Source organism: Thermoflexus sp. (genome assembly GCF_042408815.1).
In the GTDB taxonomy this organism is placed as follows: Bacteria; Chloroflexota; Anaerolineae; order Thermoflexales; family Thermoflexaceae; genus Thermoflexus.
On sequence record NZ_JBHOQR010000027.1, the window covers coordinates 98,582 to 123,318 of the forward strand.

Here is a 24,737-nt window from a genome sequence, read left to right on the forward strand (position 1 = left end):
GCAACCCTCCCTCCGAACGATCGCGCTAAAATCACAGCAGGAGGATTCCGATGGGTGAACCATGGGTTTTCTGTGACGAAGTGATCATTGAAGTGAAGGCCGGCGACGGCGGAGATGGATGCGTCTCGTTCCGCCGCGAGAAATATGTGCCCATGGGCGGGCCGGATGGAGGGGATGGGGGAAAAGGGGGGGACGTGATCCTGCGGGTGAACCCCCATTTGAACACGCTGGCGTATTATTATCGCCATCGCCACTTCCGGGCGGAGAACGGCCGTCACGGCCGCGGAGGCCGAAAGACCGGGGCCAGCGGAGAGGACCTGGTTCTGGAAGTGCCGCCCGGCACCGTGGTCCGAGATGCGGATACCGGGGAGATCCTGGCGGATCTCACGGAACCGGGACAGACGGTGATCGTCGCCCGGGGAGGACGGGGCGGGCGGGGAAATGCCGCTTTCGTCAGCCCGACCAATCAGGCCCCGCGGATTGCAGAGCGCGGGGAGCCTGGGGAATTCCGTCGCCTCCACTTGGAGCTGCGCCTTCTGGCGGATGTCGGACTGATCGGCAAGCCGAACGCCGGGAAATCCACCCTGCTGGCCGCCGTCACCGCCGCCCGACCGAAGATCGCAGATTATCCCTTCACCACCCTCCATCCGCATCTGGGAGTCGTGGTGCTGGATGATACGGCTTCCTTCGTGCTGGCGGACCTGCCGGGCCTGATCGAGGGGGCCCATCGAGGGGTCGGCCTCGGGCTGGCCTTCCTGCGCCACGTCGAGCGCACCCGCGTCCTGATCCATCTGCTGGATGGCCTCTCCCCGGACCCGGTCGCGGATTACGAGGCGATCCGGGCGGAGCTGGGCCATTACAACCCCGATTTGCTGAGGCGGCCCGAGATCATCGCGTTCAACAAGATGGATCTGCCGGAGGTTAAAGCCCGATGGCTGGAAGTGGAAGCGGCTTTCGCCGCGCGGGGCCTTGTGGTTCATCCGATCTCCGCCGCAGCGAAGCAGGGCACCCGGAACTTGATGTGGGAAGCCTGGAAGCGATTGCAGGAAGCGCCGCCTCCGCCCCCGCTGCAGCCCACCGCGCCCCCCCTTGTCCGGCGCGAAACCCCAATCCGGGTAGTCCGCGAACGGAATGGCTGGCGGGTTGTGGGGACAGCGGCGGAGAAGGCCGTGCGGATGGCCCGCCTGGATTCCGAGGAAGGCCTGTTACATCTCCACCGCCAGCTGGAGCAATTGGGCGTCATCGAGGCCCTGGAGCAGGCCGGGGTCCGGCCAGGGGACACCGTTTATATCGGCGAGGTGGAGCTGGAGTGGGTAGACTGGGCCGATGTGGGGAAGCGTTCATAAAGCTTCCTCGTATCTCATAGCGGAATGCGGAGCGTTTCGAATGAACCGCCTCGGCCTTCTGGGAGGAACTTTCGATCCCCCCCATTACGGCCATCTGGTGCTGGCCGAACAGGCCCGGATCCAGCTGAGTCTGGATCGGGTGCTGTTTATCCCGGCAGCGCAACCGCCGCACAAGCCAGCCGCGGAGGTCACGCCGATTGAGCATCGTTTGAACATGCTGGCGCTGGCCATCGCGGGCAATCCATTTTTCGAGATCTCCCGCGCCGACATCGATCGCCCAGGCCCTCATTACACCGTCGACCTGCTGTCCCATCTGCGAACAGCCTATCCGGAAGCGGAGTTCTTTTTTCTGTTGGGATCCGATTCGCTGGTGGATCTCCCCCGCTGGCGGGAGCCTCACCGCCTGATCCAGATGACCTGGCTGGCGGTGATGCCCCGACCCGGATATGTCGTGCACATGCCGCTTCTGGAACAGGCGTTGCCGGGGATCAGCCAGCGGCTGATCTGGCTGGACGCGCCGTTCCTGGATATCGCTTCCCATGATCTACGGCGGCGCGTGAAAAGCGGCGGCTCGATTCGGTATCTGGTCCCCCCGGAGGTGGAGACTTATATCTACACCTACGGCCTGTATCGCAACGCTGTGGCTCCCTTCCCAAAGAAACCATAATCCTGCTCTGAATCCAGATGATGATCCAACTGGTTGCTATCCAGATGCGCTGGTCTCCTCAGGATGGATCTTCCCCTGCGGCTTTTATTGCCCGCATGGATGGGCTGATGGCCCAGGCTGCCGAGCGATTGGATCAACGGGAGCCGGCGCTGGTGGCCTTCCCGGAGGATGTCGGGCTGTTGGCTGCGCTGGCGGTTCTCCCTCCAGGGCTTCGAAATCAGCCCACGATGACGAAGGCCATGGCCTTTGCGCTGCGCCAGCAGTTCCTCCCTGCCCTCTACTATCGTCTCCGCCATCGGGTGAGCTGGGCCCGCGCCCTGCTGTTGGCCATCCAGCCCCGGCTCGTTCCGCTGTATCTCCGCACCTTCTCCCTCCTGGCCCGGAAATACCGCGCGGTCCTGGTTGCCGGCTCTGCTCCGCTGGCCGCCCTCCCCCACGCCTCCGGATCCCACCTGGAGGCCATGCGCCCTCGGGGGCCTGCGGTCTACAACACCGCCGCGCTCTTCGGACCGGATGGATCCCTGATCGGCCTTCAACGGAAAGTCGCGCTGATCGATCTGGAAGGCTCTCAGGGCCTAGATCTCACCCCGGGATCCCTCGAAGAAATCCAGGTGTTCTCCACGGAAGTCGGCCGGGTGGGGATCGCGATCTGCCTGGATGCCTTCGCGCCGGAATCCCCCGTGCGGGAACGGTTGGCCCACCTGGGGGCGGAGATCCTGGTCCAGCCCTCCGCCAACCCGGGGCCCTGGACGCCGGCGCAGCAGGCGGACTGGCTTCGAGGGGCCTGGGGGGCCACGGTTCAGGAGGGACGCTTCGTGTATGCGGTCAATCCCATGATGACGGGCGCCCTTTTCGATCTGGCCTTTTACGGACAATCGGCGCTCATCGCCCGTGATGCGGATCGGACGCCTGGGGATCAGGGTTACCGGGATATCGGCCCGATGCCTGGCTTCATCGCCGTTGCCCAGAGGGACGATTCGGAGGAAATCCTAACCGCCCGGGTGCCGCATCCGGAGGAGCGTCCATAGGACTGCACCATCCGGAGCCAGTGGCAATCCCTTTGCCGAAGGCCATGTCGAGGATACCCTGGGCCGTGCTCAAAGCCATGCCCCGCTGGGCCGGGGAGATCTGGTCTATCTTTCGGACGCTGCGGAAATCCCAGGCACGCCTTATCGAGCCCAGGCGGAGGCGCGGGGGATCCGCTCCCTCTCCCCGGCGAAGCGCCAGGCGCAGGCCTTAGGCCTGGGGGCCACCTCCCGCACCCCCAGGCCCCAAACCGCCCCGGACTTCCTCAAGGAGAGGCGGCCGCCTCAATCTCGCTCCTCAGGGGCGCGAGGTTCCCCGCGCAGGCCCCGGCTGATCAGGCCGTGGACCTTCAAGGGCAGCCCGAACAGCCGGATGAAGCCCGCTGCGTCCTTGTGATCGTAAGCCCCTACGGTATCGAAGGAGACAATGTCCTCCCGATAAAGGCTGTAAGGCGAACGCCGCCCCACGACAAACACGTTCCCCTTATACAGCTTGAGGCGCACCTCTCCGGTGACATTGCGCATGACCGTCCTCACGAAAGCATCCATCGCCTCCCGCAGCGGGCTGAACCACCAGCCGTAATAGACCAGCTCCGCATACCGCAGCGCCAGGCCCTGCTTGAAATGCATGGTCTCGCGATCCAGACACAGCGTCTCCAGCGCCCGCAGGGCCTCCACCCAGATGGTTCCCCCTGGCGTCTCGTAAACCCCGCGGGACTTCATTCCCACCAGCCGGTTCTCCACCAGATCCACCCGCCCAATGCCGTGCTTCGCCCCCAGCGCATTGAGGGCCTCCATCAGGGGAACTAGCCCCATCGGCTGGCCGTTCAGCGCCACGGGGACCCCCTGCTCGAAGGCCAGCGTGATGGTCTCCGGGGTATCCGGGGCCTTCGTGGGATCCACGGTCCACAGATAGACATCATCCTCAGGCTCCCAATCGGGATCCTCCAGCGGTCCACCCTCGTGGGAGACGTGCCAGAGGTTGCGGTCACGGCTGTAGCGGCTGCTGCTCCACTCGATGGGGACGCCGTGGGCGCGGGCGTATTCGTACGCCTCGCGGCGGGAGGTGATCGACCACTCTCGCCATGGGGCGATCACCCGCAGATGGGGCGCCAGGGCCTGATAGGCCAGCTCGAAGCGGACCTGGTCGTTGCCTTTCCCGGTCGCCCCATGGGCCACCGCGTCCGCCCCCTCCTGGAGAGCGATCTCCACCTGATGCCTGGCGATCAGAGGACGCGCCATCGCGGTCCCCAGCAGGTATTTGCCCTCGTAGACTGCGCCAGCCTGCACGGTGGGCAGCACATAATCCCGCAGGAACTCCTCCCGCAGGTCGCGGATGATCACCTTGGAAGCCCCGCCGGCGTAGGCCCGCTCCTCGATCCCCTTCATCTCCTCCGCCCCCTGGCCGATATCCGCACAGAAGGCGATCACCTCGCACCCATAGGTCTCCCGCAGCCACGGGATGATGGTGGAGGTGTCCAGACCGCCGGAATAGGCCAGGACCACCTTGCGAACCATATTCACCTCCTCCTGAAATAAGGGCTTTGAATTCAGGCGTGACATCGGGAGAGATGCCCTATCGCATAACCCATCCACCAGGGGCCCGCATAGGGCGCGCCGCGGGCTCCAAAGCCCCGGCCGGGAACCCTGCGGCGTGATTCCCCCTCATTCCAGCTGAAGCATCACCGCAACCTCATCGCACCGTTCCCGAAGCGGACAACGCATGCAATCCCGCCACACCTTCTCCGGGAAGCGGTCGCGCTCAGCAACGGCAAAGCCCAGGCGCTCAAAAAAAGGAACCGCCCGGGTGAGAGCGAACACCGTGCGCGCCCCGGCGGATCGCGCCTGCTGCACCAGCGCCTGCACAATGGCTCCTCCCACCCCATTGCCCTGATAGGCTTCCTCCACGGCCAGGGAGCGGATCTCCGCCAGGGTGGGGGACATCCAGACCAGCGAACCGCAGCCCACGATCCGGCCCCCCGCCTCCGCCACCACCCAGTCCGGGAGCGTGGCCGCGATCTCCTCCACGCTCCGTGGGAGAAGCCATCCCCGTCGGGCATAGTCGTTCACCAGAGCATAGAGGATCGGGACATCCTCCGGACGGGCAGGCCGGATCTGCATCGGGTTCCCCCTCCTTTCCTGGTTTTCGTTTTGTGGCTGGAACAGGCTTCGACAGGGCCTCGGCGTTGTGAACATCATCGGTTCCTGCTCTCTTTTCATGGCTCCCTCCGGGAGCGAAGCGAAAAAAAGATCCGTTATCCCATGCCCGCCGCCATCGCCTCCTGGAGGATCGCAACAGCCTCATCGATGTGAGATCTCTCAACAATCAGCGGAGGAACCATCCGCACGACATGATCGCCGGCCGTCGTGAGGAGCAACCCCCGCTCCAACGCGGCCATCGTAACAGCCCGTGCGTCCCCTTCGATCTCGATCCCCACCAGCAGGCCCCGGCCTCGGATCTCCCGAACCCCTGGGAGCTCTGCCGTATGCAGGCGCTCCATCAGATAGGCTCCGGTCTCCCGCACATGGGCCAGGAAGGTCGGATCCCGGAGGCGCTGGAAGACATGCAAAGCCACCGCGCTCACCAGCGGCCCACCGGCGAAGGTGCTGCCGTGGTCCCCTGGCTGTAGGACAGCCGCCACCTTCTCCCGCATCAGCACCGCGCCGATGGGCAGCCCGTTGGCCAGAGGCTTGGCCACCATCAGCAAATCCGGCTCCACCCCATACGCCTCATAGGCCCACAGCGTCCCTGTGCGCCCCAGTCCGCACTGCACCTCATCGAAAATCAACAGCGCACCCGTCTCATCGCACCGGGCCCGTAGGGTTCGCAGGAACTCCGGCGAGGCGATGTGCACGCCCCCTTCCCCCTGGATCGGCTCCACGATCACGGCACAGGTTTCCGCGGTGATCGCTGCCCGGGCGGCCTCTATATCGTTAAAAGGGGCAAAGGTCACACCGGGGACCAAAGGGGCGAAGGGTTCGCGATAAGCGGGCTTCTCGGTGACCGAGAGGGCGCCCATCGTGCGGCCGTGGAAACTGTGGGTGAAGGCGACAAATCCGATCTTACGGTCATCGTAGTGCGTTCGGGCGAACTTGCGGGCGAACTTGAGGGCTGCCTCAGCCGCCTCAGCGCCGGAGTTGCAGAAGAAGACCCGGTCGGCGAAGCTGTGGGCGACCAGGGCCTCCGCCAAGCGGAGATGCGGCTCGGTGTGATAGAGATTGCTCACATGGATCAGCCGTCGGGCTTGCTCCGCGATCACCTGCGCGACTCCAGGATCCGCATGACCCAGGGCGCAAACCGCAATCCCGGCCACGAAATCCAGATACCGCCGGCCAGCCCCGTCGTAGACATACACTCCCTCGCCGTGGGTGAAGACGATAGGCGGCCGCCGATAGGTCGGGGCCAGCACCCGCTCCGCCAGCGCCACCAGCGCCCCTGTCTCCATGCGCTCATCCCTCCCGAATGATCTCTGTGCCTCCCTCTCGAAGGCCCGCCAGATTGGTGATCCGTGCGCGACGCACCCCGGCCGCCAGGGCCCCCAGCGCGGAGCGCACTTTGGGGATCATGCCCTCGCGGATGACCCCGGCTGCGATGAGGGCCTCGACCTCCCCCGCATGAAGCGAAGATCGGATCGAGTCGCCCACCTGAACCCCCGGCACATCGGTAAGGAGAACGAGCTCATCAGCGGGAAGCGCTGCGGCGATCGCTGCGGCCATCTGGTCGGCGTTCACGTTGTAGAGGCCCTCCGGCCCCAGCCCGATCGGCGCGATCACCGGGAGGAGCCCCTCTGCGACCCAGCTCCGGAGGCGCCTGGTATCCACCTCCACCGGCATTCCCACCCGTCCCAGATGGGGCACTGGGCTCACGCGCACCAGGCCCAGATCGGCCCCGCACAGCCCCAGAGCCGGCAGGCCTGCCCGCACGAGGGCCGCCACCAGGGTTTTGTTGGTCAGCCCCGCCAGAGTCATCACGGCCAGCTCCAACGTCTCCTCATCGGTTACCCGCAATCCCTCGACATACCGGGGAGTGAGGCCAATCCGCTGCTGCCATGCGCTCACCGCCTTCCCGCCGCCATGGACCAGGATGGGCAGCGGTGAGAGCGCCTTCAGAGCCGCGATTAAACCCTCCAGAAACGCCGGTTGATCCAACTCATGGCCCCCAATCTTAATCACCCGCATGGCACCTTTTCACCGCTGAGCGTTCCGTAAACCCGGGAAGGTGTTCCATCATTGCAACCCGGCCGTCTCCTCCAGGCCGAACATCACATTGAGGTTCTGCACCGCCTGCCCGGCGGCGCCTTTGAGCAGGTTGTCAATGGAAGCGGTGAGAATAACCAGCCCCGCCTCCGGCACGCCTGTCACGGAGAGCACACAGAGATTGGTGCCCACGCTGTGGCGCAGCGTGGCCAGAGCTCCCGGCGGCAGCACCTTCACAAAGGGTTCCCCGCTGTAGGACTCCACCAGCAGATCCCGAACCGTCTCCGCGGTCCATCCCGGGGCCAGGGGAACGTAAATCGTAGCCAGGATCCCTCGGGCCACCGGAAGCAATTGAGGGGAGAACACCAGAGGGCCCAGCGCGCCGTTAACGGCGTGAAGCGCCTGCTCGATCTCCGGCAGGTGCCGGTGGGCCCGGCCGATGTTGTATGGGGAAAGGTTCTCGTCCACTTCCACGAAATGGGTCGTCAGGGAGGGTTTGCGCCCCGCCCCGGAGACCCCCGATTTCGCATCCACGATGATCGGGCCCGGGCCGATGGCGCCCATCCGGGCCAGCGGGAGCAGGGCCAGCAAAGTGGCCGTGGGGTAACAGCCCGGGTTGGCGATCAGACGGGCGGAACGAATCGCGGGGCGGTTCCACTCCGTCAGGCCGTAAACGGCCTCCTCCAGGAGATCTGGAGCCGGATGCTCCTCCTTATACCATCGGGCATAGATCGCTGGATCCTTCAGCCGGAAGTCCGCCGAGAGGTCAATCACGCGGATCCCCGCAGCAAGGGCCCGACGGGCGACCGGGGCGGAAACGCCATGGGGCAGCGCCAGAAACACCACATCCACCCGATCCAGGGAGGCTTCGGCAAAGCTGACGACCGGGAAGTCCTCCGTCAGGGGGAACAGCTGGGCCAGGGACCCCCCCGCCCCGCTCTCAGAAGCCGCGAAGACGATTTCCACCGCCGGGTGCCGCCGCAGCAGCCGGAAGATCTCAAACCCAGCGTATCCGCTCACCCCATAAATCCCAACGCGAATCATCACCACCCCTCCAGAGAAAGCGAGATCGGGCATAGCCGCTAATGGGTTCCCGGGAGCGACACCATCTCCCCATCGAGGCCCTATGGCGCAAAGCTTCATGGAAAACAAAAACCCCCCGGGCATCGGAGCCCGGGGGGTAGAACATACCGTGGAACTGCCAGATATCAACGGCCAATAACCCGCCTCCCCGCACCGGACCCGATGCCCGGCAGGGCCTCTGGACGACGGATACGTGGGAAGCGGGCAATACCGTTCAACATCCTCACCGGATCCCCCATGGTTTGGGATCCATCATAAGCGACTTCCAGCAACTTGTCAAGCAACACCGTCGGGGGGGGAAGCCCCCACCACAGGGATTGCCGGTCGCGTCCCCCAGGGCGTTTTACCGCCCTATCGCGGTCGCTCATAGACCTCCGGATTCACACAATGGGGAAGCCGCTCGCCCCGCAAGCCGGCCAGGACGTTGAGAGCCGCCAGCTCCGCCATGCGGTTCCGGGTGGTCACCGTCGCGCTGCCGATATGCGGGACCACGATACAATTCGGCAACTGGAGGAGCGGATGATCGGCAGGAAGGGGCTCCGGATCCGTGACATCCAGGGCGGCGGCGAAGATACGCCCCTCCTTTAAGGCCTCGTAGAGCGCTTCCGTGTCCACAATGGGGCCGCGGGCGGCGTTGATCAGGACAGCGGTGGGTTTCATTTTGGCGAAGGCTTCCCGATTGATCAGGCGATAGGTCGTGGGGTTGAGATCCGTATGGATCGTGATGAAATCGCTTTCACGAAAGAGAGTGTCCAGATCGACGAACGTCGCGCCCAGCTCCGATTCCGCCGCCACATTTCGGTGCACATCGTGATACAGGATACGCATGTTGAATCCTTTCGCCCGGCGGGCCACCGCCGTCCCGATCCGCCCCATGCCAATGATCCCGATCGTGGCCCCGTAGACATCCTGTCCCAACAGCAACAGCGGGCCCCAGGTCACCCACCGCCCCTCCCGCACGTAGTCAATGGCCTCCTTGATCCGTCGGGCAGCGGCCAGCAGCAGGGCCCATGTGAGATCCGCGGTGGCCTCCGTCAGGACCCCCGGCGTGTTCCCCACGGGGATACCCCGTCGGGTGCATTCCGCCACATCGATGTTATCGAAACCGACGGCCATGTTGCTGACGACCTTCAGGCGGGGTGCCGCATCCAACAGCTCGGCGTTCACCTTCTCCGTCAGCAAGCAGAGCAGGCCGTCCGCGTCTACCACTTCCCGAAGCAGAACCTCCCGGGGAACCGGTAGGTCGCTGTCCCATACCTTCAGCTCCGCGTGCTCGCGCAGGATCTCGAAGGCCCGTTCCGGGATCCGTCGGGTGATGTAAACTTTGGGTTTCGCCATAGGAGGCCTCCGTTTTCTAAGGGCTTGCCTGGCGAACCCCTCCCCCCCATCCCGCGACATTGCCGCCCACCGGGAAGGAGAATTTCGCTCGATCCGAACACGACGCACACCCAATACCTCCCTCCTCTCTTTTCCCCGGAGAGGAGGGAAACATCCGCCACGAAGAGGCTTGTGGCCTCATCCCTCCAACTGGAAAACCCTGAGGAAACAACCCCATCCCCGACGGGAGCACAAGCAGCATGAAAGCGGCCTCGCATCCTGTCCGGCTGCCCTCCACCTCACCCAAAGGATCCGACACCGCCACTCTCCAGCGCGTCCACGGCCTGATCGACCAGCTCCACCAGCTCTTCCCACTCCTCCTCGGTCAGGTGGATCGACACATTGCCCAGCTCGAGATGCAAGAGGGACTGGCCATCATCCCCGGTGCTGCGCCAGAGGGTGAAGTGCTCTGTCTCCGCCAGGGTCTCCATCGTGAACTCGTCTTCCGGATCGTTCGAGAACATGACGCGCTCCTTTCCCTAAAATGGTGATGCTCACGGTGTGGAGGATCCCTCCTCCTTACGCCAGGCTGCCAGATCCAGGGTGAGGCGAGCGAAGAAGCTGTTCGGCGGCAGCGTTCCAGTGCCGTATTCCATCTCAACGACCCGGGCCTGCAGCCGCAGATCCCGCGTCTCGACTTCCATGATCGCGCCGGGGGTGGCCAGCACCAGATCCCCCTTCTGACGCAGCCGTGCCTGGAGTCCGCTGTCCCGGTATGCATATTCGCTGGCCAGCACTTTGGTCACCGTTTTGATATCGTTCTTGTCAAACAGCCAGACCTCGAAGGCCGTGACCTTCGCCGGATCCCCGACCCCGATGGTCTCCGAGATGCCCACCCCATATTCCCCGAGGAACTCCCCATTGGGCAGCTCAATGGGGAAGGAGAGATCGAAATGATCATCCCCCAGCTTATAGGTCACCTGATGCTGGGAAAGGGGCGGCTCCCAGGTTTCCGGATAGGCTTCCCTGGGAGCAGGTCGCTCCAGGGCCGTGGGGGTGACCGATGGGCCGGCAGGGGCCGTTGCAGGAGCTGGGCGTCGCGGAGCGGCCATCAGAGCCGGGCGACGCCGGAGCCAGAAAGCGCCGAGCCCCAGCAGCGCCAGGCCGGCCAGTCCGATCAGACAGAAGGACGGAACACCCCCTCCCCGGGCGGGCGTGGGCGGCACGAAGGCTTGTTCCCAGACATCCGCCAGCCGCTCCATCGCACTTCGACGGGAGAGATCCGCCTCCTGTTGCGCCAAACGCCGGATCTCCCTCGCCGCATCCGGGGGAGCCCATCGCTGGCCCAGCCAGCGCACGCTGTCCTCCGGGCTCAGAAATCCAGCCCGGACGGCGTCGGCCAGCAGGCGCAGGTAGTTCGCCCGGTAATCGACCCGCAGATCCACCGGCGCGGCGTCCGTCCACTCCACCGGAGCGATATACCAGCCGTAAATCAGGCCGCCAGCCAGCCCGACCAGGAAGGCCACCGCTCCGATCTGCAGGGCCTGACGGTATGGTCTGAGCAGAATCCCAAGGGCTTGCAGGATGGTTTTCACGGCAGACCTCCTTGCCGAATTCTCGAGGACCTCTATCGCCCGCCTGCCCCCTTCGGCATTCCATCGCCCGGAACCCAGGCCATCGGGTCCGATAGGCGCCTGGTGGCATCCATCCAGACCGCGGCAGACAGGGTTCACCGCACCGGGATCAGCGGATCCCGCGAAGCGTGGGTTAGGACTTCGCGCACACCATCGGTATCCACCACCACCATATCCTCGATGCGAATACCCCCCCATCCACGGATGTAGATCCCGGGCTCCACCGTCAGGACCGCGCCGGCCGGGACGGGATCCTCGGCGATGGGGCTGGCGGAAGGCTTCTCGTGGATCTCCAGGCCAACCCCATGGCCCAGGCCATGACCGAAGGCCTCCTGGTAGCCCGCCTCCTCAATCACTGCGCGGGCCAGCGCATCGATCTCCTTGCCGGGCATCCCGGCCCGCATATTCCGGATCGCCGTCTCCTGGGCGCGCAGGACGATCGTGTAGAGCTCCCGGAAACGCCGGGGCATGCGGCCCAGGACGAAAGTGCGGGTGATATCGGAATGATAGCTATCCACCCGCGCCCCCAGGTCCACAATGATCGGCTCCCCGATCTTCAACCGGCGATCGCCCGGATGATGGTGGGCCATGGCCGCGTTCGGGCCGGAGGCGACGATCACATCGAAGGCCACATCGTCCCCGCCATGGGTGCGCAGATACTGCTCCGCCAGCCACGCGACCTCCCGTTCCGTCATCCCCGGCCTCAGCCGGCGCCGGAGATACGCCATGGTGGCATCAGCGACACGCGCGGCCTCCCGCATGCAGGCCAGTTCCTCTTCGTCTTTAACGGCTCGCATCGCCTCGATCCAGTCCTTGATGGGAACCCATTCCACATCCGGGGTCGCTTCCTTCCAGGACATCCACTGGTCTACGGTCAGATGAGCGCTCTCGAAGCCCACCCGGCGGGGCGAGCCGATCTCCTTCAAGAATTCTGGAAGAACCTCCACGAAACGGCGGCTGGGAAGGCGATAAAGGGTGAAATCCGGCGACTGGCGAGCGGCCTGTTCCCAGTAGCGGAAATCCGTCAGGATCCAGGCCTGGCGCGGTGTGATGCAGACAATGGCAGCGGAACCCGCGAAACCGGAAAGGTAGCGAATATTCGGAAGGTAGGTGATGAAGACGGCCTCGAGGTTCCCTTCGATCATTCGCCGGCGCACTCCTTCCACTCGCTCTCGATGCCGGGTGCCCATTCTAAGCGCTCCAGGGAAGAGAACTCCCTTTGATAGGGGGCTGTTTGGATTCTTATCGTAATGGATTTCGCTGACCTGAGCAAGGACCTCGCCCAGGACGGCATGACGCCGCTGATTCTCTGGAAGAACAGGCGTTGCGTTGAGGCTTTTCCTCAATAGACCGGGTGGTCCTTCGATTCGGTTGCCTTCGGCGATCGACCCATCTCCAAAATCCCTCCCATCGATGAAAAAGCGATAGAATGAGCTATAGGCGGACGGTTCGGCCCCTGGCATCGCGCCATCTGCTTTCCAGGGATTTCCGCGAGAAGAGGGAAAGGAACGCCCATGCGTCGGCTTCTGGTGTTGGGCTGGATTCTATGGTTGGTGGCATGGGGAGGTTGGGCTCAGGAACTATCAGCCCGACGGGTGCTGTGGTTACGAGTCGAAGGAGCCCTGACGCCGGTCGTGGCCGATTACCTGCGACGAGGGATCGAGACGGCTCAGGATCAGGAGGCAGAGGCCATCATTCTGCAGCTGAACACGCCGGGTGGGGAGGTCAACCTCACGCTGCGACTGGTCTCAATGATCCGCGAAAGCCCCGTTCCCGTGATCATATACGTGGCTCCACGGGGGGCAATTGCGGGATCCGCCGGAACGCTGGTGACGCTGGCCGGGCATCTGGCCTGGATGGCGCCGGAGACGGCCATCGGGGCCGCCTCTCCGGTAGGAGGTCAGGGAGAGGAGCTTCCAGAAACCCTCAGCCAGAAAGTCAAAGAGATCCTCAAGGCTCAGGTCCGCAGTCTGGCCGAACGACGGGGGCCCGAGGCCGTACAGCTGGCCGAAGCGGCGGTGGAATCCGCAAAGGCAGTAAGCGCCCGGGAAGCTGTGAAGGCAGGCTTGGTCGATGGAATCGCGGAGAACCCGGAGGACCTGCTCCGCCAGCTGGATGGTCGGACGATCCCGGTCCAGGGCCAGCCACGCACGCTCCGCACCCTGGGCGCCGTCATCGTTCCGCTTCCGATGAACATCGTGGAGGAGATCCTCCATCGTCTGGTGGACCCCAACATCGCGTTGATCCTCCTGGCCATCGGCGTACAGGCCATTCTGATCGAGCTCTCCAACCCGGGCGGCTGGGTGGCCGGGTTCATTGGCGTGGTGTGTCTGCTGCTGGCGGCGTATGGGATCGGTGTGCTGCCCGTCAACTGGCTGGGGTTGCTTCTGATCGCGGTCGCCATCATCCTGTTCGTTCTGGACGTGAAAGCCCCAACCCATGGGGCCTTAACGGCGGCGGGGACCGCCACCTTCATCGCTGGCGCGTTGGTATTATTCGCCCCGGTCGCCCGTTCGCCTTTCCCCCCTCTTTCTCCGTGGGTCGCTGGCGGCACCGGGCTGGCGATGGCGGGCTTTTTCGGATTCATCGTGGCGAAGGCGATTCAGGCGCAACGGCGGCCCAGCGTGATGGGTGTGGAGACCCTGATCGGTCGCCTGGGCGAGGCCCGGACGGACCTCAATCCCATTGGGATGGTGTATGTAGCCGGCGAATTGTGGACAGCGGAGAGTGAAGCCGGTATGATAACGGCTGGCACCCCCGTTCAGGTCGTGGGGGTGGAAGGCCTTCGCTTGCGAGTGCGAAAGTGGATGCCATCCGCCGGTTCGCTACCCTCTGCGCCCTCGCCCGAGCATCCGGGGATTGGATCCTAACGCAGATGGCTTTCGGCGGCCCAGAGCGGAGGTCGAGATACCCACGATGAGCCGTCTTGGAAACGGAACCGATCGCCTGCGAATGCTGATCATCCATCCCGATCTGGCAACCGGAGAGCGACTGATCCGGAGCGCTGTGCAGGCCGGGCACGCCGCTCACTATGCCCACGATCTGCGCGGGGTCCTCGCGCTGATCGCTCGGGCTATCCCCGATATCATTGTGGCGGATCGGGAGTGGCTGGAACGTAACGGCCGCGCATTGTTCAGCGCCCTTCGAGGTTGTTCTCCCCTCCCCCTGATCTGCCCGGTGGAAGGCATCGATCGGGATCCGATCTGGGATCGGCTGGCCCGAGCCGTGCAGGCGTTCCAGACCTGGACCGGTGGGGAGGTCATCCGGGTGGGATCTTTGATCATTGATCACGGCCGCAAACAGGTGATCTGGCGGGGCCAGCCCGTGCAGCTTCCCCCACTTCAGTTCAAAATCCTGACCGTCCTGGCCCGACGGGCGGGCCAGGTGGTCGCCCACGCCGATCTGGTGCGGGAGGTCTGGGGGATCGAGGCTGACGATCCAGAAGCACGCGAGCTGTTAAAAGTTCACATTCGGCAAATCCGCAAGCGCCTGGGGCTGGACCCGGAGCGGGGAGAGGTTCTAGTTTCCGTGCGCGGCTTCGGCTATATGCTGACCTCGCCGGAGGAGGAAGGATGACGGAGCGGCCGGACCGACGGCGGGGGTTGTGGATCGGCTACACGTTGCTTGGCGCGTGTGGCTTGACCGCCATCGCCGGAGGCCTGATCACCGCAACCCGCCCGCCCTCACCATGGATCGCGCTGGCCTCCACCGTGGCCGCCCTGGCGCTGATGGGCGCTCTTGTCGTAGGCTATGCCCTGCGGGGGCTGCGATCCGCCCAATACTATCTGGATCGCAACGGGCTCACGATCACGTGGTGGCCAGCTGTCCACGTAATCCCGATTCACGCCATCCGCGAGCTGCGCCCCGGCCCGGCCAGCCGAAAGGCGATCCGAAGGTGGCGGGGTATGCGCTGGCCGGGCCTGTATGCAGGCCATGCATGGGCGGTAGAGGAGAACCGGCCCGTCCTCTTCTTCGCCACCGAGGATCTTCCCCGACAGCTCTGGGTGATCACGGAAGCCGCTATCTACGCGATCTCCCCCCTCCATCCCCAGCGCTTTCTGGAGGCTTTCACCGAACGAGCGGCGATGGGACCTACCCAGCGTCTCCCCCAGACGACCCTCTTCCCGGGATGGCGTCAGCGGGCGCTTTGGGGAGACCGATGGGCGTGGTCGTTGATGCTCATCGGAGGCATTGCCATGTGGGGAATGTGGCTCTGGTTCTGCGGGCAATTCCCCCGCCTGCCCCCATGGGTGCAAATCACGGAATCCGCGGAAACGCTGTTCAGCCCAGCCGCCCATCTGACCCGCTTGCCGCTGCTGGGCGCGTTGACCTGGATCGTGAATGCGGCGCTGGGAAGCCTGCTCCACGAGCGGGAGCGGCCAGCGGCCTACGGCCTGTGGCTGGTAGGGCTCCTGGTTCAGATCCTCCTCTTCGGCGCCCTGCTTCAAATCCCGCGATAACGCGATCCCAAGATCGGCGTCATCCCGCCCCATGGTTCAGCCCTCGCATCCCACCTGGAGGTGAAGAAGAAAATGGGTCTGAAATCCGACCGCTGGATTCGCGAGATGGCCCTCCAGCATCGCATGATCGAGCCTTTCGAAGAATCCCAGGTGCGGCCTGGCGTGATCTCCTACGGCCTTTCCTCTTATGGCTACGACATCCGGGTCGCAGATGAGTTCAAAGTGTTCACCGATGTTTACAGCACCATTGTGGACCCCAAGAATTTCGATCCTCGTTCCTTCGTGGATGTCCGTGGCGAAGTCTGCGTGATCCCGCCGAACTCCTTCGCCCTGGCTCGGAGTGTGGAATACTTCCGGATCCCTCGAAACGTCCTGGTTGTCTGCGTAGGGAAGTCCACCTATGCCCGGTGCGGGATCATCGTGAACGTCACGCCCCTGGAGCCAGAATGGGAAGGATATCTCACCCTGGAGATCAGCAACACCACACCGCTGCCTGCGAAGATTTACGCGTACGAAGGGATCGCCCAAGTCCTTTTCTTCGAAGCCGATGAGGTATGCGAGCGATCGTATAAAGATAAAGGCGGCCGGTATCAGAACCAACAGGGCATCACAATCCCCCGGGTTCGTTAGAAAGCGTTCCACAAAGCGTAGAACCGAGTTGCGCTTCTGGATTCCGCTACATAAAATAAAAGGCAAGATCCCCACTGCAGGAGGAGAAGATGGTTCCTCATCGGTATCGCTGGGTCGTCGCAAGCCTCTTCCTCAGTATCGCCATGATCCTGGCGGCGTGCGCCCAGCCGGCCACGCCTGCTCCAACGACCGCCCCTGCCGCTCCCCAACCCACCCCGACCTCCGCTCCAGCCCAGCCCACCCCCACCGCTGCGCCGAAGGAGATCATCTTCGGAATGCTACTGGTGGGCCCGTATAACGATCGGGGCTGGAGCCAGGCCCACTATGAAGGGGGCAAGTACGTGGAGCAAAAGCTTCCCGGCGCGAAAATGCTCTATATCGATAAGGTGAATCCCGCCGACCGTCCGGGGACCACCGCCTCTCAACTGGCGGAGGAGCTGGTAGCGAAAGGGGCGAAGGTGATCATCTTCAACTCCGATGATCACAAGGACGAGGCCATCAAGTTCGCTAAGGCGCATCCGGATATCGTGGTGATCCATGCCTCGGGGGATGACGCCTGGAAGGAAGGGAAGAACTATAAGGGCATCCCCAACCTGGCCAACGTGATGGGCCAGATGGAGTATGGAAAGATGATCGCCGGTTGCGCGGCGGCTCTGACTACCCAGACGGGTAAGATCGGCTATCTGGGCCCGCTGATCAACGATGAGACCCGACGTCTGGCCGCCTCCGCTTACCTAGGGGCGAAATATTGCTGGGAGAAGTATCGGGGCAAGCAGGCGGCCGATCTGAAATTCAAAGTGACCTGGATCGGTTTCTGGTTCCATATCCCCGGCGTGACAGCGGATCCCACCCAGGTGGCCCAGGATTTCATCAACTCCGGCTACGATGTGATCATCTCCGGCATCGACACCACGGAGGCCCTGCGGGAAGCCGCCAAGGCCACCCAGGCAGGCAAGAAGGTGTGGGCGATCCCGTATGATTACATCGGCGCTTGCGAGGAAGCCCCGGATGTCTGCCTGGGAGTGCCCTATTTCAACTGGGGTCCGTCCTATCTGGCCCACATTAAGGCCGTCCTGGAAGGCACCTGGAAACCGTCCTGGGACTGGGTGGGGCCGGACTGGAAGGACATCAACAACCCGGATACGAGCTACGTCGGTTTCGTGAAGGGGAAGGCGTTAAGCCCGGAGGCATCCGCTAAGCTGGATGAGTTCATCAAAGGCCTGGGGGATGGCTCCATTCAGCTCTGGAAGGGGCCGATCCGGCTCCAGGATGGCACGCTTTACGTGGAGGAAGGAAAGGTCGCCACTCCGCAGCAGATCTGGTATCTCCCACAACTGCTGGAGGGAATGGAAGGCCAGAGCGTGCCGACCAAGTAGAGGGAGAATATCCTCGAATCCCACCGGAAGGGGGCGGCAGGGGACCGCCCCCTTTTTCTCATCATCGCTACTGTTTCGCGAATGAGTAACGGCTGTTCCTCACCTCCCTGGAATGAGAGGGTGGCGGGCGATGAAATTATTTGATTCGCCTGTATTGTGACATCCCTGGATCAGGTGGCCATGAAAGTCGAGATGCGTCATATCTACAAATCCTTCGGGCCGGTGCGGGCCCTTCAGGATGTCAGCCTCACGGTGGAAGCGGGCACCATCCATGGTCTCCTCGGGGAGAACGGGGCAGGCAAGACGACATTGATGAAGATCCTCTCCGGTTACCTGCGGCCCGATCGTGGGGAGATTTTCCTGGATGGAAAGCCCGTTCGTTTCGCCTCCCCGGCGGAAGGCCTCCGGCATGGGATCGGAATGCTCCACCAGGATCCTATGGACTTCCCCGCCATGTCCGTTCTGGACAACTTCATGATGGGCCATGAAGGCGGATTCTGGCTGGATCGACGAAAGGCCCGACGGGCGTTGCAAGATCTGGCCAGCCAGTTCGGTTTCCATCTGGATCCGGATGCCCGGGTGGATCGCCTGACCGTGGGAGAACGACAGCAGCTGGAATTGCTCCGCCTCCTCTGGCGAGGGGTTCGGGTCCTGATCCTGGATGAGCCGACCACAGGGATCAGTGCCCCGCAGAAAGCCCGGCTTTTTGATACCCTGCGCCGTCTGGCGGGAGAGGGGAAGACCGTTATTTTTGTGACCCATAAATTGGAGGAGGTGGAGGAGCTCTGCCATCGAGTCACCGTATTGCGCCAAGGTCGCCTGGCTGGGGAAGCCATGCCGCCTTATTCCCCCCAGCGTCTCATTGAGATGATGTTTGGCCGCCCCCTCCCGCTCCCCGAACGCCAGCCGATCCCTCCTGGGGAACCGGTTCTGGAAATCCGAAACCTGGTGGTGGGCGATCATCGACTCCGGCTAAGCCGGGTGAGCCTCACCGTGCGGTCCGGGGAGGTTATCGGACTGGCCGGCATGGAAGGAAGCGGCCAGCAATTGTTCATGCGCGCCTGCGCTGGCCTCGTCCGCCCATGGGAGGGCTCCATCCGGATGCGGGGGAAGGATCTCACCGGAAAGCCTTACCATGCCTTCCTCGAAGCCGGGGTGCTCTTCGTGCCCGCCAATCGCCTGGAGGAAGGCCTGATCCCCGGCCTTACGTTGACCGAGCACTTCCAGCTGGTATATCCAAACGGTCGTTATCTGATCGATTGGGAGCAGGCGCGCGTGGAGGCGCAGCGACGGATTCGGGAGTTCAACATCCGGGGGAAGCCTGAGACGATGGTGGAAGCCCTATCCGGAGGGAACCAGCAGCGGATGCTTCTGGCACTGATCCGAACGCCAGCCCATCTGCTGTTGCTGGAGCACCCCACCCGCGGGCTGGATGTGGAATCCAGCATGTGGGTCTGGCAACGGTTGAAGGAGCGGGCCCAGGAAGGCACAGCCCTGATGGTGATCTCCTCCGATCTTCAAGAGCTTCTGCAGTATTGCGATCGGATCATCATTTTCTTCAGCGGCCGGATCTCGGAACCGATCGCCACCGAAGAGCTAACGCTGGATCGTCTTGGCCATATGATCGCCGGGCGCGAATGGTGACACATAGCCGGGCCCCACCGCCAGGGGAGCGGAGAAGCCATCGACGGCCCGCCAAGCCTCCCGACCCTCCTGGAGGACGGGGCATACATTGTGAAGCCCGAGGCCCGTTCAGCAGAAGGGCTATCCCTATAAATAAACCGATAGGGTAAGCGAAGGCGATGAAAGAAATCCTTCTCCCCCGTGCTCGTCCGTCTCGATGGGTGGAGTTCGGCTTCCAAGGCCTCTCCATCCTGATGGCCTTGCTGTTCACCACACTGGTGCTGGTGATAGCGGGCGCCCCTCCGATTGAAGCCTATCGGCAGGTGCTGGAGGGCGCCTTCGGCTCGCTGAAGCGCGCCGCCGATATCCTGGTGGTCTGGGTGCCATTGATGCTGGTGACTTCCGGCCTGTTGCTCACTTTCACGGCCGGGCTGTGGAACATCGGTGTGGAGGGACAGATTGTGCTGGGGGCAATCACTGCCACCGGGCTGATGCGTGCCCTACAGGAGACCAGCCTCCCGCCCCCCCTGATCCTGATCCTCGCCCTGGCCGCCGGGATGGCCGGCGGTGCAGCCTGGGCCAGCCTCGCCGGTCTGCTGAAGATCTATGGGGGCGTCCATGAGATCTTCGGCGGACTGGGATTGAACTTTGTGGCCACCACAATGATCCTGTGGCTGATCTTCGGCCCCTGGAAGCGGCCCGGGATCGGCTCCATGAGCGGCACGGAGCCTTTCCCGGAACGCCTGTGGCTGCCGGTGTTTCCTGGCCTCCGGTTAAGCCCATGGGCATTGCTGCTGGCCCTCCTGAGCGTCGCGCTGGTTTACGGGCTGCTGCGCAACACCTACTTCGGGCTCCGGTTGAAAGCGATCGGAAAGAACATCCGCGCGGCCCATCTGTTGGGGGTGCCGACCGCCCGCTATCTGTTCCTGGCCCTGCTGGGATGCGGCGCGATGGCCGGGTTGGCCGGCGCCCTCCAGGTCATCGCTGTTTATCATCGGCTGATCCCCCCGATCTCCAGCGGCTATGGCTACCTGGGGCTGCTGGTGGCCATGCTGGCCAATTACCGCGTTTCCTGGTCCATCCCAGTCGCCTTCTTCTTCGCCGCCCTAAACATCGGCAGCATCCAGCTCCCGATCACCCTGAAGCTGGATTCCGCCCTTTCCGGGGTGATGCAGGGCGCGCTGGTGCTTTTCGTGCTGCTGATGCAGGGGGCACGAGCTCGCTGGCGATCCAAACTCGCAGTGGAGCAAGGAGATGACGCTTGAGTGGATCTTCGGCCTGGCGGGGGTTCTGGCCGCCGCCGCACCCCTCCTGATCGCTGTGATCGGTGAGACGTTCTCGGAACGGGCCGGGGTGGTGAATCTCTCGGTCAACGGGGCGATGCTGCTGGCCGCCATGGCCGGCTTCGCCGTTGCTGTGCGAACAGGGAGCCTGGAGCTGGGATTCCTGGCCGGCACCGTCATCGGGGCCTTGATGGCCCTGATGGTCGCCTTTGCCAGCCTGACCCTTCGTCAATCCCAGGTGGCGGTCGGGCTGGTGCTGGCCCTGCTGGGTCGGGATCTGGCATATTTCCTGGGGAACCCCTTCATGGGCATGCCCGGTCCTCGCGTGGGCGCGCTCCCCATCCCCGTTTTGAAGGATCTCCCGGTTCTCGGGCCTCTGCTGTTCCAGCAAAGCCCGGTGGTTTACATCAGCCTGGCCACTGTGGCGCTGGCCTGGGTGTGGATTTTCCGGACCCGACCCGGGCTGGTGCTCCGCTGCGTGGGCGAACGCCCTCCCGCCGCGTTCGCCCGGGGCGTCCCGGTGACCCGGGTGCGCTATGGATACGCCGTTCTGGGCGGAGCGTTGGTGGGATTCGCCGGGGCCGCTTACACCTTGGATCTTAAGGGGGGGTGGCAGGGGCCGATCTCCGGCATCGATGGGATCGGATGGATCGTGCTGGCCATTACGATCTTCGGGGGATGGCACCCGGTACGCGGGGCCTTCGGAGCGCTGATCTTCGCCCTGCTCCAGTGGCTCAGCCTGGTTCTCCAACCCCGCCTCCCCGGAATCCCCTCCCAGGTCCTCAATGTCGCACCGTTCCCCCTCATGATCTTCGCCCTGTTGCTGACCAACCTGGGCAACACGGAGTGGGTCCAGACAGCGCTCTCCCGCCTGCCGGAATCCAGCCGCCGCCTCGCCCTCCGGGCCCTCCGCAGCCTCCAGGTTGCCCCACCCGCCGCCCTGGGGACCGTCTTCGAGGAAGAATAGAGGCGAGACTCCTCCCGATGGGCTTGCCGCACGGGGAGGCAGGGAAACGAGGTGGTGCGGGTTCGAGAAATCGCTCAGGGGAGGTCAAGCGATGGGACTTGAGCAGCTTAAAGTTCGCGAAATCGTCAAACAGGCGGTCAGCAAGAATGTGGACATCCCCGAGTTCCAGCGAGAATTCGTTTGGGATCCGGAGCAGGTGAAGTTGCTGGCCGAGTCGCTTTACCGCGAATACCCCATTGGCTCCTTCTTGCTCTGGGACAGCTCCGAGTATCAGGAGCCTAAAACGGCCCAGGGCACCCAAGCCTCGCTCTGGATCGTGGATGGACAACAGCGCACCACCGCTCTCTGCCTGCTCCTGGGAGAGAAACCCTACTGGTGGGAGGATGCCGAAAAGTGGAACCAAGCCCTGAAGCGTTATGTTGTAATGGTCAATCTTTTGCCCGAGGATGGGGATGACCGGCTGGAGTTTGCTTTACCTAACCCCATCCGGCGTAAAGATCCGCGCTGGATCAGTCTTCGCAGTGTCCTTAGCAGGGACAAGGTGGAGAGCTTGACACCATTGGCCCAAGAAATCGTAAACAAAGTGGGTGGCGACCCCAACCAGATGATGAAGACCTTTGGGCAGGTGCATGCCCGTCTGCAACGGCTATGGCAGATCAGAGAGCGGGATATTCCGATCATCAAAATCAACCATGAAGTAGAAGATGTGGCGGAGATTTTTGCCCGCTTGAATCAAGCGGGGACTCGCGTGAAAGAGGCAGATGTGGTTCTGGCTTTGGCTGCTGTACGCAATCCCCGATGGGTGCGTGATGACTACCTGCCGTTTCGCAATGATCTTGTGGAACGTGGTTGGGACCTCGATGCCGGCATCTTTATTCGCACGATGACGGGTATCGGTTGTGGCCGTGCCCGTCTTAAGGAAGTGCCTAAGGACTTCTGGAATCCGCCTACCCTGCAGGCTGTATGGAAAAAGGCAAAGGAGACCATCGAGGAGGTGCGCAAGCGTTTGGCCGAGTACGGGATCTTCTCGCCCGACCTTCTCCCCTCTACAAACAGCTTGATTCCGCTCTTTGTGCTTCACCACAAATGGGGAAGTCGGTCGGACTACCGATTCGAAAGGGCGCTACGTTGGTTTCTTTTGGCCAATCGAGACGGACGCTATAGCGGCTCGGCCATAACGAGTCTGAATGAAGACGTGCGGGCTATAACTGAAGCACCAGATTTCGCCAACGCTCTGCGGAACCTAATGGCTCGTCTGCGGGTATCTCCCAAAATCGATGATGATGACTTTCTGAGCCGCTATGACCGGTCGGGTAATCGTTTCTTGCGCCTGATGCTCTACCTCGTGTTATTCGACCGTGGGGCTAAGGACTGGGTGGATGGCACTCGCATTGGTTACGACAAAACCGGTGCGCCCATAGCTTCTGGCTTTGAGCCCCAATGGCACCATATCTATCCCAGTAGTGTGCTGAAGAAAAAAGGCATAGCCGAGGACGAAATCCACGCTCTAGCTAATATAACTGTGCTGAACGAGCGCACTAATGCATATAGGCTCCTTGCTAAGGAGCCGTGGCAGTACATTCGGAAATATCAAATTTCAAAGCAAATGCTGGAGGGCCACTTGATCCCCAGCGAGTTTGTCCAGGCTGTGGATGATGAGGCGCTTCTCGCGAAGCAATGGAGCGTGGAGCGATACACAGACTTTCTGATTGGTCGGGCACAGCTACTGGCCCAAGCCGCCAACGCGTTCTTGGAGAGATTAGTTGAAGGGTGAAAACCATGTCCCTCGCGGTAGACAACCCCAACGTCCACTCGCCCTTTGAGGAGCCGACACGCTACTGGAAATACCGGCAGGGCCAGCCTGGGCGGGTGGAGGGGAGGAGGCCCGCGGGCGAGAGGTCAGCCCCGCCAAAGCTCCCACGGAGGTCACGGTGAAGCCGGCGGTGGGGTATCGCATCGGCCGGCCAGACCGCCTGGGGCCCGGTCCGGAAATCCCCCACGACCGCACCCCCTCCCCCCAGGAGAAGCGCCTCCAGTCCACTATCTACGAGATCGCCGCCGAGATCACAAACCGGCTCCAGGAAAGGCGGGAGGAGCGGTCCGCCCGTCATGTCCTCTTCCCCCAGATGCGGCACATCCTCATATTGAAAAAACGGGTGCGGTTCACCGAGAAGGTGCCGTGGAAGAGGTGGCCCTGCCCCGGCACCGTCAGCACACGGTAGAGCGTCTCCTTGAGGCCATCGAACCGGACACCGAAGCTGGGGAGCCGCCCCTCCTGACCATCGAGGCGGCGCCTGCCCAGTGATCTTCCAATCGTAGTCGAGATCGTCGATACGGAAGAGAAGATAGAGTCCTTTCTTCCGCTCATCGACAACGCCATCGGCGAGGGCCTGGCCACCGTGGAGAGGGTCGGAGTCCGCTTCTACAGGTCCGGAGCGCTCAGAGTCGAGTGAGGCCAGCCGCAACAGCCTTGCCGGCTTAATCACCGCATGCAGCCAACGGCGCTTCGCGCCGCGGCGGATGCTGAGCGTTAGCAGGCAGGAAGCACGGGATAGGGATTTACTTATAATAATACTGAGAGCAGTGGTTCTGGCAGCCGGGATAGGGCTCGTAGGCCTGCGCTCGCTTTCAGCGATTTGGTTCAGGGAGAAACGTGGGCCCAGCAATTCACTGGGGGCGGGGGCCTGGTTCTCCGGGGTGGAGCTCTGGTAGGAGCACTGGCTGGTCAGCGGTGGCCCATCTCCGCGTGGTCCTCGGCCTGATCTTCCTCTCTCAAGAATCAAAAGGAGTAAGTTCAATGTTTGAAGTGGACGTGGTCCCCCTCCACATCCACGAGCGGGTCTCGACCCGGGCCATCCTGGACGCCGTGCGCCGACCGCGGCCGCTGCAGCCGCAGCTTTTCGGTGAGACGCCGCTCCCCGCCGATCAGCGGATCGAGTTCTACCGCCACGAGGGGGGATGAACTAACCGCCTCATCCCGGGAGACTCCCTACGGTTATTTTAGGAGGTGTCTAAGATGGCTGGGAGTTCCAAAGGGAATGCCGAGGCTACCAAGAGGGAAAGTATATTCTTCAACGCCCTCCGCGATGTCTTTGTGGGCGCAAGGGTGGAGGGGGAGTCGGGCTTCGT

24 protein-coding genes are annotated in these 24,737 nt (G+C 63.2%); 15 read left to right on the forward strand and 9 right to left on the reverse strand.

The window, feature by feature from the left end; translation table 11 throughout:
- The first annotated feature begins 50 nt into the window (after positions 1-50).
- The 3 genes from obgE to ACFMO3_RS10005 are packed head-to-tail and all read left to right on the forward strand — an operon-like array spanning position 51 to position 3,041.
- The gene (gene obgE / locus ACFMO3_RS09995) at positions 51-1,346 is read left to right on the forward strand and encodes a GTPase ObgE (protein ID WP_376790261.1); all 1,296 of its coding nucleotides are present in this window, start codon (positions 51-53) and stop codon (positions 1,344-1,346) included.
- A 40-nt stretch (positions 1,347-1,386) separates the two neighbouring features.
- Positions 1,387-2,013 (forward strand): nicotinate-nucleotide adenylyltransferase, encoded by a 627-nt coding sequence (gene nadD, locus ACFMO3_RS10000; protein WP_376790262.1) that lies wholly within the window; start codon positions 1,387-1,389, stop codon positions 2,011-2,013.
- Between the two features lie 17 nt (positions 2,014-2,030).
- Positions 2,031-3,041, forward strand: coding sequence for a carbon-nitrogen hydrolase family protein (locus ACFMO3_RS10005; protein ID WP_376790263.1), 1,011 nt, complete (start codon positions 2,031-2,033; stop codon positions 3,039-3,041).
- 282 nt (positions 3,042-3,323) lie between these two features.
- On the opposite strand, the gene ACFMO3_RS10010 is transcribed toward ACFMO3_RS10005, so the two are convergent.
- From ACFMO3_RS10010 to ACFMO3_RS10050, 9 genes are all read right to left on the reverse strand, one after another.
- A complete protein-coding gene (locus ACFMO3_RS10010; protein ID WP_376790264.1) occupies positions 3,324-4,601 on the reverse strand; it encodes an argininosuccinate synthase in 1,278 nt (425 codons plus the stop codon).
- 102 nt (positions 4,602-4,703) lie between these two features.
- Positions 4,704-5,159: an N-acetyltransferase gene (locus ACFMO3_RS10015; protein ID WP_376790265.1), complete on the reverse strand. Its 456-nt coding sequence runs from the start codon at positions 5,157-5,159 to the stop codon at positions 4,704-4,706.
- A 134-nt stretch (positions 5,160-5,293) separates the two neighbouring features.
- Positions 5,294-6,484: an aspartate aminotransferase family protein gene (locus ACFMO3_RS10020; RefSeq protein ID WP_376790266.1), complete on the reverse strand. Its 1,191-nt coding sequence runs from the start codon at positions 6,482-6,484 to the stop codon at positions 5,294-5,296.
- Between the two features lie 4 nt (positions 6,485-6,488).
- Entirely contained in the window at positions 6,489-7,217 is a 729-nt protein-coding gene (gene argB / locus ACFMO3_RS10025; RefSeq protein WP_376790267.1) for an acetylglutamate kinase, read from the reverse strand.
- Positions 7,218-7,265: 48 nt separating this feature from the next.
- Positions 7,266-8,279 (reverse strand): N-acetyl-gamma-glutamyl-phosphate reductase, encoded by a 1,014-nt coding sequence (argC, locus tag ACFMO3_RS10030; RefSeq protein ID WP_376790268.1) that lies wholly within the window; start codon positions 8,277-8,279, stop codon positions 7,266-7,268.
- Positions 8,280-8,669: 390 nt separating this feature from the next.
- A complete protein-coding gene (locus ACFMO3_RS10035; RefSeq protein ID WP_376790269.1) occupies positions 8,670-9,656 on the reverse strand; it encodes a 2-hydroxyacid dehydrogenase in 987 nt (328 codons plus the stop codon).
- Between the two features lie 278 nt (positions 9,657-9,934).
- Positions 9,935-10,159 (reverse strand): hypothetical protein, encoded by a 225-nt coding sequence (locus ACFMO3_RS10040; RefSeq protein ID WP_376790270.1) that lies wholly within the window; start codon positions 10,157-10,159, stop codon positions 9,935-9,937.
- A gap of 30 nt (positions 10,160-10,189) precedes the next feature.
- Complete coding sequence (locus ACFMO3_RS10045) at positions 10,190-11,230, reverse strand: hypothetical protein (RefSeq protein ID WP_376790271.1); 1,041 nt, start codon at positions 11,228-11,230, stop codon at positions 10,190-10,192.
- Between the two features lie 134 nt (positions 11,231-11,364).
- Entirely contained in the window at positions 11,365-12,459 is a 1,095-nt protein-coding gene (locus ACFMO3_RS10050) for a M24 family metallopeptidase (RefSeq protein WP_376790272.1), read from the reverse strand.
- Between the two features lie 324 nt (positions 12,460-12,783).
- On the opposite strand from ACFMO3_RS10050, the gene ACFMO3_RS10055 reads away from it, so the two are divergent.
- The 12 genes from ACFMO3_RS10055 to ACFMO3_RS10110 all read left to right on the forward strand — a co-directional run bounded on the left by ACFMO3_RS10055 (position 12,784) and on the right by ACFMO3_RS10110 (position 24,570).
- A complete protein-coding gene (locus tag ACFMO3_RS10055; RefSeq protein WP_376790273.1) occupies positions 12,784-14,139 on the forward strand; it encodes a nodulation protein NfeD in 1,356 nt (451 codons plus the stop codon).
- A 46-nt stretch (positions 14,140-14,185) separates the two neighbouring features.
- Entirely contained in the window at positions 14,186-14,845 is a 660-nt protein-coding gene (locus ACFMO3_RS10060) for a winged-helix domain-containing protein (RefSeq protein WP_376790274.1), read from the forward strand.
- On the forward strand, positions 14,842-15,729 hold the full coding sequence (locus ACFMO3_RS10065; RefSeq protein ID WP_376790275.1) for a PH domain-containing protein: 888 nt from the start codon (positions 14,842-14,844) through the stop codon (positions 15,727-15,729). The genes ACFMO3_RS10060 and ACFMO3_RS10065 overlap by 4 nt, the downstream gene beginning before the upstream one ends.
- Before the next feature lie 72 nt (positions 15,730-15,801).
- Complete coding sequence (gene dcd, locus ACFMO3_RS10070; RefSeq protein ID WP_376790276.1) at positions 15,802-16,359, forward strand: dCTP deaminase; 558 nt, start codon at positions 15,802-15,804, stop codon at positions 16,357-16,359.
- 89 nt (positions 16,360-16,448) lie between these two features.
- Entirely contained in the window at positions 16,449-17,735 is a 1,287-nt protein-coding gene (locus ACFMO3_RS10075) for a BMP family protein (protein WP_376790277.1), read from the forward strand.
- 180 nt (positions 17,736-17,915) lie between these two features.
- On the forward strand, positions 17,916-19,379 hold the full coding sequence (locus ACFMO3_RS10080; protein ID WP_376790278.1) for an ABC transporter ATP-binding protein: 1,464 nt from the start codon (positions 17,916-17,918) through the stop codon (positions 19,377-19,379).
- A 158-nt stretch (positions 19,380-19,537) separates the two neighbouring features.
- On the forward strand, positions 19,538-20,623 hold the full coding sequence (locus tag ACFMO3_RS10085; protein WP_376790279.1) for an ABC transporter permease: 1,086 nt from the start codon (positions 19,538-19,540) through the stop codon (positions 20,621-20,623).
- Positions 20,613-21,608, forward strand: coding sequence for an ABC transporter permease (locus ACFMO3_RS10090; RefSeq protein WP_376790280.1), 996 nt, complete (start codon positions 20,613-20,615; stop codon positions 21,606-21,608). Before ACFMO3_RS10085 ends, ACFMO3_RS10090 begins: the two co-directional genes overlap by 11 nt.
- Before the next feature lie 91 nt (positions 21,609-21,699).
- Positions 21,700-23,382: a DUF262 domain-containing protein gene (locus ACFMO3_RS10095; protein WP_376790281.1), complete on the forward strand. Its 1,683-nt coding sequence runs from the start codon at positions 21,700-21,702 to the stop codon at positions 23,380-23,382.
- Positions 23,383-23,539: 157 nt separating this feature from the next.
- On the forward strand, positions 23,540-23,830 hold the full coding sequence (locus tag ACFMO3_RS10100) for a hypothetical protein (protein WP_376790282.1): 291 nt from the start codon (positions 23,540-23,542) through the stop codon (positions 23,828-23,830).
- A gap of 72 nt (positions 23,831-23,902) precedes the next feature.
- Positions 23,903-24,061, forward strand: a complete 159-nt coding sequence (locus ACFMO3_RS10105) for a DUF190 domain-containing protein (protein ID WP_376790287.1) — start codon at positions 23,903-23,905, stop codon at positions 24,059-24,061.
- A 344-nt stretch (positions 24,062-24,405) separates the two neighbouring features.
- Complete coding sequence (locus ACFMO3_RS10110) at positions 24,406-24,570, forward strand: hypothetical protein (RefSeq protein ID WP_376790283.1); 165 nt, start codon at positions 24,406-24,408, stop codon at positions 24,568-24,570.
- Positions 24,571-24,737 lie beyond the last annotated feature (167 nt).

Coding starts and splice junctions, on each gene's coding strand:
- obgE (WP_376790261.1), top strand. CDS start 51: ATGGGTGAACCATGGGTTTTCTGTGACGAAGTGATCATTGAAGTGAAG.
- nadD (WP_376790262.1), top strand. CDS start 1,387: ATGAACCGCCTCGGCCTTCTGGGAGGAACTTTCGATCCCCCCCATTAC.
- ACFMO3_RS10005 (WP_376790263.1), top strand. CDS start 2,031: ATGATGATCCAACTGGTTGCTATCCAGATGCGCTGGTCTCCTCAGGAT.
- ACFMO3_RS10010 (WP_376790264.1), bottom strand. CDS start 4,601: ATGTCACGCCTGAATTCAAAGCCCTTATTTCAGGAGGAGGTGAATATG.
- ACFMO3_RS10015 (WP_376790265.1), bottom strand. CDS start 5,159: ATGCAGATCCGGCCTGCCCGTCCGGAGGATGTCCCGATCCTCTATGCT.
- ACFMO3_RS10020 (WP_376790266.1), bottom strand. CDS start 6,484: ATGGAGACAGGGGCGCTGGTGGCGCTGGCGGAGCGGGTGCTGGCCCCG.
- argB (WP_376790267.1), bottom strand. CDS start 7,217: ATGCGGGTGATTAAGATTGGGGGCCATGAGTTGGATCAACCGGCGTTT.
- argC (WP_376790268.1), bottom strand. CDS start 8,279: ATGATTCGCGTTGGGATTTATGGGGTGAGCGGATACGCTGGGTTTGAG.
- ACFMO3_RS10035 (WP_376790269.1), bottom strand. CDS start 9,656: ATGGCGAAACCCAAAGTTTACATCACCCGACGGATCCCGGAACGGGCC.
- ACFMO3_RS10040 (WP_376790270.1), bottom strand. CDS start 10,159: ATGTTCTCGAACGATCCGGAAGACGAGTTCACGATGGAGACCCTGGCG.
- ACFMO3_RS10050 (WP_376790272.1), bottom strand. CDS start 12,459: ATGGGCACCCGGCATCGAGAGCGAGTGGAAGGAGTGCGCCGGCGAATG.
- ACFMO3_RS10055 (WP_376790273.1), top strand. CDS start 12,784: ATGCGTCGGCTTCTGGTGTTGGGCTGGATTCTATGGTTGGTGGCATGG.
- ACFMO3_RS10060 (WP_376790274.1), top strand. CDS start 14,186: ATGAGCCGTCTTGGAAACGGAACCGATCGCCTGCGAATGCTGATCATC.
- ACFMO3_RS10065 (WP_376790275.1), top strand. CDS start 14,842: ATGACGGAGCGGCCGGACCGACGGCGGGGGTTGTGGATCGGCTACACG.
- dcd (WP_376790276.1), top strand. CDS start 15,802: ATGGGTCTGAAATCCGACCGCTGGATTCGCGAGATGGCCCTCCAGCAT.
- ACFMO3_RS10075 (WP_376790277.1), top strand. CDS start 16,449: ATGGTTCCTCATCGGTATCGCTGGGTCGTCGCAAGCCTCTTCCTCAGT.
- ACFMO3_RS10080 (WP_376790278.1), top strand. CDS start 17,916: ATGAAAGTCGAGATGCGTCATATCTACAAATCCTTCGGGCCGGTGCGG.
- ACFMO3_RS10085 (WP_376790279.1), top strand. CDS start 19,538: ATGAAAGAAATCCTTCTCCCCCGTGCTCGTCCGTCTCGATGGGTGGAG.
- ACFMO3_RS10090 (WP_376790280.1), top strand. CDS start 20,613: ATGACGCTTGAGTGGATCTTCGGCCTGGCGGGGGTTCTGGCCGCCGCC.
- ACFMO3_RS10095 (WP_376790281.1), top strand. CDS start 21,700: ATGGGACTTGAGCAGCTTAAAGTTCGCGAAATCGTCAAACAGGCGGTC.
- ACFMO3_RS10110 (WP_376790283.1), top strand. CDS start 24,406: ATGTTTGAAGTGGACGTGGTCCCCCTCCACATCCACGAGCGGGTCTCG.